Below are 5,241 nucleotides of genomic sequence, written 5' to 3'. Positions count from 1 at the left end.
CGTGTGTGGCGGTGGTGGTACGGCGTCCGCCACCGCCCGGTGCCCCGGAGGGACGCGGGCGGGCGGAGCCGCGGCCTCCAGCACCTCACGGGCGGGAGGCTGCGCGACCGGCGGCCCTGCCGGGCTTCGCGGCGGAGCCGCGCGTACGCTCCCGGCACCCGTGCCCGCACCCGCACCGGGCTCCACCGCCACACACGCCTGGACCCCACTGACGGCCACACCGAGCAGGAGCGCCGCCGTCGTTCTCGTTCGCCGTCTCACCCGGCCCACTCTGTCGGCCGGGCGTCCCGCCGGAGCCGTAACGGCACCGCATGACCCGCACGGATGACACCGCGCTCCCGGTTGCCGTCGGGGTCCCGTCCGCCGACCGGGGCCCCGCTGCGCCCGTATGCTGCACGGAAGCGCTCCGGCGCGTGAGACAGGACCGCGGCGAGGCAACAGGGAGACGCACGTGAAGGTCGGCTGCATAGGGCTCGGCGACATCGCCCAGAAGGCGTATCTGCCGGTACTCACCACGCTGCCCGGGACGGAGCTGCACCTCCAGACCCGTACCCCGGCCACCCTCACCCGGGTCGGCGAGAGCCACCACATCCCCGGCGGGCGGCGCCACGCCGACCTCGACTCGCTGCTCGCCCAGGGCCTGGACGCCGCGTTCGTCCACGCGCCGACCTCCGCCCACGCCGAGATCGTCACCCGGCTCCTGGACGCCGGCGTGCCGACCTTCGTCGACAAGCCCCTCGCCTACGACCTCGCCGACTCCGAGCGGATGGTGGCCCTCGCGGAGGAGCGCGGGACCAGCCTGGCCGTCGGCTTCAACCGGCGGTTCGCGCCCGCGTACGCCCAGTGTCTGGAACACCCGCGCGACCTGATCCTCATGCAGAAGAACCGCATCGGCCTGCCCGAGGACGCGCGCACCCTGGTCCTGGACGACTTCATCCACGTCGTGGACACCCTGCGCTTCCTGCTCCCCGGCCCCGTCGAGCACATCGACGTCCGCGCCCGCACGCGCGAGGGGCTGACCCAGCACGTGGTGCTCCAGCTCTCCGGCGACGGTTTCACCGCCATCGGCATGATGAACCGGATGAACGGCTCGACCGAGGAGATCCTCGAAGTCTCCGGACAGGACACCAAGCGGGCCGTCCACCATCTCGCCGAGATCGTCGACCACAAGGGCCAGCCCAGCGTCCGCCGGCGCGGCGACTGGGTGCCGGTGGCCCGGCAGCGCGGCATCGAACAGTGCGTACTGGCGTTCCTGGACGGCGTACGCGCCGGGAAGACGCTGAGCGCGCGGGACGCTCTGGCTACGCACGAGTTGTGCGAACGGGTGGTACAGGCGGTGCGGACGCAGGCCGCCTGAGCGACCGCGCGCCCTCGGTGGCGCAGAGGGCCGCGAGCACGGCCAGCGCGCCGTACAGCGGCCAGTCGCCGTACTTCACGTACGCGGTGGTGCCGCGCGTCAGCGGCAGTTCGTACACGGCGCTCGCGCTGCTCCCCGTACCGAGCCGGGCGCCGGTCCGTTCGCCGCGCGGGCCGTACACGGCGCTGACGCCGGTGAGGGTGGCGTGCACCATGGGGCGGCCCGTCTCGGCCGCCCGCAGCGCCGCCAGCGAGGCGTGCTGCTCCGGCGCCCAGCTGTGCTGGAACGTCGACGTCGACGACTGCGCCACGAGCAACTGCGCGCCGTCCCTGGTCAGTTGCCGGCTCATGTCGGGGAACGCGGACTCGAAGCAGATCAGCGGGCCCAGCCGCGGCCCGCCCCCCGCCCCGCCGGGCAGCACCATGACCACCTGGCGCGTACCGCGTCTTCGGTCCTCGCCCGCCGCCTTGCCGACCGATGTCGCCCAGCCGAGCGCCGAGCGCGCCGGGACGTACTCGCCGAACGGCACCAGCCGCATCTTGTCGTACCGGTCACCGGTCAGGCCGTCGGGCCCCACCAGCACGGCACTCTTGAAGATCCCCGTGCGCCCCGTCCCGTCCGTGGCCGACGCGTCCACGTTGACCAGGACCTCGGCCCCCACCAGCCGTGACAGCACGGCGATGCGCGCCGCCAGATCGGGCCGGGCGCCGAGATCACTGCCGACACTGCTCTCGCCCCAGACGACGAGATCGAGATCCTGTCCGGCCAGCGAGCGGGTCAGCTCCTCGCTGCGGTCGAAACGCCGGTCGACGCCCTCGGGTCCGGCGAAGACCCCCGGCTGGACGACGGCGACGCGCGTCTGCCCCGTCCGCTCGGGCCGCGGCGCCCACACCCACGCGCAGGACACACCGACCGCGCACGCCACCAGCCCCACCGCGACGACCGTACGGGCCGTGGCGACCGCCAGCAGCGCGGTCAGCCCGGTGTTCACGGCCACCACCAGCAGACTCACCAGCCAGACGCCGCCCACGGAGGCGAGCCGCAGCGCTGGGGCGACCTCCCACTGACTGGCGCCCAGCAGCCCCCAGGGACCGCCCAGCCCCTCCAGGGACCGCACCGTCTCGATCATCAGCCAGCCCGACGGCACCACCACCAGCGCGGCGGCCGTGCGCCGGGGCGACGGACGCCCGCCGAGCATCAGACGCACCAGCCAGCCCCACGGCGCCCACAACAGCCCCAGCAGCCCGGCCAGCAGCACGATGAACACGTGCAGGCTCGGCATCAGCCAGTGGTGGACGGCGATCACGAAGCCCAGTCCGCCGAGCCAGCCGTCCAGGACCGCGCGCCGCCCCGTCGGAGCCGAACGCACCAGCAGCATCCAGGGCACGAGCGCCCCGTACGCGAGCCACCAGAGGCCCGGCTCGGGAAAGGCGAGCGCGGGCAGGGCGCCGGCCGTCACGGCCCCGGCGCCGCGCCACACCGGCGACGCGGAGCGCCGGACCCACGCCTCCCGGTCGACGGCCGGAACCCGCATCTCCCGCCGACCGGCCGGAACCCGCATGCCGCGCCCCCTCGTCCCGCCCGTGAGCGGTGCAGATAGGCGGCACCGGCCGGCGCTGCCGGTGAACGGTGCCTTTGCGATCAGTGTGCGGGAGAGAGCGCGCCGGACGACAGAGCGCCCCCGGCGCGTCAGCCTCCGTCGTCCCGGTGCTCGGCGGTGGAACCCGCGCCGCGCGGCGCCCGCTCCCGCACCACGACCCGGTGCAGCCGCCAGCCGTCGTCCGTCCGGGAGAGGCCGAAGACGCAGCGGCTGACGGCGCTGACCGCGTCGCCGGACTCCGGGAACAGCGTGGTCAGACAGTCGGCGCGTACCTCGGCGCGGTCGGCCGGAAATCCGTCGGCGTCCTGGAACGTCACCCGGCGGTTGCCGATCAGATGCTGGCGCACGGGGGAGCCGCCGAGGACACCGGCGAGCCAGTCGGCCACCTCGGCGGCCGATCCCTCGATCCCCCCGGCGGCACGGTGGTCGGCCCGCCCGTCCGGGGTGTACAGGGCAAGGAATCCGGGCCAGTCGGAGTCGTCCACCGCCATCGCGTAGCCGCTGATCACCTCGTCGATGGCCAGTCGGTCCATCACGGTCGCGAGATCCACACGCTGCGTCATCATGTCAGTCTCGGGCAGCGGGGGTCCCAGGCCAAGGCCCGTGCGGGCCCGTCGATCATCCGGCCGCCCGGCGCGGCGCCCGGAGACGCCGTACCCATGCGAAAGGCCCGGCCACGCGGTGTCACCGTGTGGCCGGGCCTGACGTCCGGCTGTCGAAACGCGCCCCAGGGCGTACGCCCCCGGATCGGCCGGACAGGACCTAAGCGGCCTCGTCGACCGAGTCGTGCAGAGCCGCCGCCCATTCCAGCAGCAGGACTTCGTACTCCTCGGCAGGCCACGTGCCGTCGGCCGCGTCGACCAGGGCGCGGATGCGCTCGTTGGCCGCGACGGCGCCGGACGCCGCGGGAGCGGAGGAGGAAGTTGTGGACATACGGCAACGGTACGGGCCGCCGTGACGTTCTCGCGCCGATCCGGGAGCGGCATAGCTCACACGCCGAGAGGGCAACCCCACGGTGCGTCAGCTCCGAGCCCTGTCGCGCCAAGGGTTCTGGGCCCCGTAAGGCAGTTGGAGGACGGGCGGGCGACAAACGTGTCCTTGAGCACACCCGGCGCCGCCGACGCCGCTCAGCCCGCCGATTCGCCCGCGTGCGGGCTCAGGGTGTCCGTACCGACCAGGAAGAAGATCAGGATGCCGAGCAGGATCCGGTAGATCACGAACGGCATGAAGCTCTTGGTCGTGATGAACTTCATGAACCACGCGATCACGGCATATCCCACGACAAAGGCGATGACCGTGGCGAAGATCGTCGGCCCCCACGAGACGTGCCCCTCGCCCGCGTTCCTCAACTCGAAGGCGCCGGAGGCCAGTACGGCCGGCACGGCGAGCAGGAACGAGTAACGCGCCGCCGCCTCACGGGTGTAGCCCATCAGCAGACCGCCGCTGATCGTGGCACCCGACCGCGAGACACCGGGAATCAGCGCCAGTGCCTGGCAGAAGCCGAAGATCAGACCGTCCCTGACGCCCAGTTCCTTCAGCGACTTGCGCTCCTTGACGGCGCGGTGCTTGCCGCCGGCCTCGTCGCGGGCCGCCAGCCGGTCCGCGATGCCGAGGATGATGCCCATCACGATCAGCGTGGTCGCGATCAGGCGCAGATCACGGAACGGACCCTCGATCTGGTCCTTGAACGCGAGCCCGAGCACACCGATGGGGATCGAGCCGACGATCACCAGCCAGCCCATCTTGGCGTCGTGGTCGGAGCGCATCGCCTTGTCGGTCAGCGAGCGGAACCACGCCGAGACGATCCGGGAGATGTCCTTGCGGAAGTAGATGAGAACCGCGGCCTCCGTACCGATCTGGGTGATCGCGGTGAACGCCGCACCCGGATCGTGCCAGCCCGCGAAGGCGGCGGTCAGCCGCAGATGCGCGCTGGAGGAGATGGGCAGGAACTCGGTCAGCCCCTGGACGAGTCCGAGGATGAGTGATTCGAACCAAGACATTGGGTGCTACGCCATCCAAGAAAGATCGTGCACCGGCCGGTGCGAACGCGGGCCGGTGGCGGGTTGTGTACCGACGGGCGGGGTGCGGAGCCGTTCATATGGAGCGGGGTGTGGATGTGCTCACGCGGACTCATCACTGCTCGCAGGAGTACTCGAAGGGATGGCGGTGCGGCGCCGGCGGCGCGACGGATATCCACTCCCCTTCCCGGGAGGAGCGATCGCGCGCCGGACGGGGGCAGCGTAGCCGCTGCGGGTTACGAGGCCGCGCCAGGCCCCGGTGACGG

The 5,241-nt window shown here is 72.5% G+C and carries 5 protein-coding genes; 1 reads left to right on the top strand and 4 read right to left on the bottom strand.

The window, feature by feature from the left end:
• The first annotated feature begins 451 nt into the window (after positions 1–451).
• Positions 452–1,357 (top strand): Gfo/Idh/MocA family protein, encoded by a 906-nt coding sequence (locus GXP76_RS33840; protein WP_242575448.1) that lies wholly within the window; start codon positions 452–454, stop codon positions 1,355–1,357.
• On the opposite strand, the gene lnt is transcribed toward GXP76_RS33840, so the two are convergent.
• From lnt to GXP76_RS33820, 4 genes are all read right to left on the bottom strand, one after another.
• Entirely contained in the window at positions 1,302–2,891 is a 1,590-nt protein-coding gene (gene lnt, locus GXP76_RS33835; RefSeq protein WP_242575449.1) for an apolipoprotein N-acyltransferase, read from the bottom strand. The genes GXP76_RS33840 and lnt overlap by 56 nt on opposite strands.
• Positions 2,892–3,046: 155 nt before the next feature.
• Entirely contained in the window at positions 3,047–3,520 is a 474-nt protein-coding gene (locus tag GXP76_RS33830; RefSeq protein ID WP_242575447.1) for a nuclear transport factor 2 family protein, read from the bottom strand.
• 199 nt (positions 3,521–3,719) lie between these two features.
• Complete coding sequence (locus GXP76_RS33825; RefSeq protein WP_023543147.1) at positions 3,720–3,890, bottom strand: hypothetical protein; 171 nt, start codon at positions 3,888–3,890, stop codon at positions 3,720–3,722.
• 194 nt (positions 3,891–4,084) lie between these two features.
• A complete protein-coding gene (locus GXP76_RS33820; protein ID WP_242575446.1) occupies positions 4,085–4,957 on the bottom strand; it encodes an undecaprenyl-diphosphate phosphatase in 873 nt (290 codons plus the stop codon).
• Positions 4,958–5,241: the final 284 nt, after the last annotated feature.

The organism is Streptomyces sp. NP-1717, assembly GCF_022695985.1.
Taxonomy (GTDB): Bacteria; Actinomycetota; Actinomycetes; order Streptomycetales; family Streptomycetaceae; genus Streptomyces.
The sequence above is the reverse complement of the archived record's forward strand: the minus strand, read 5'-3'. Positions and strand labels throughout refer to the sequence as shown.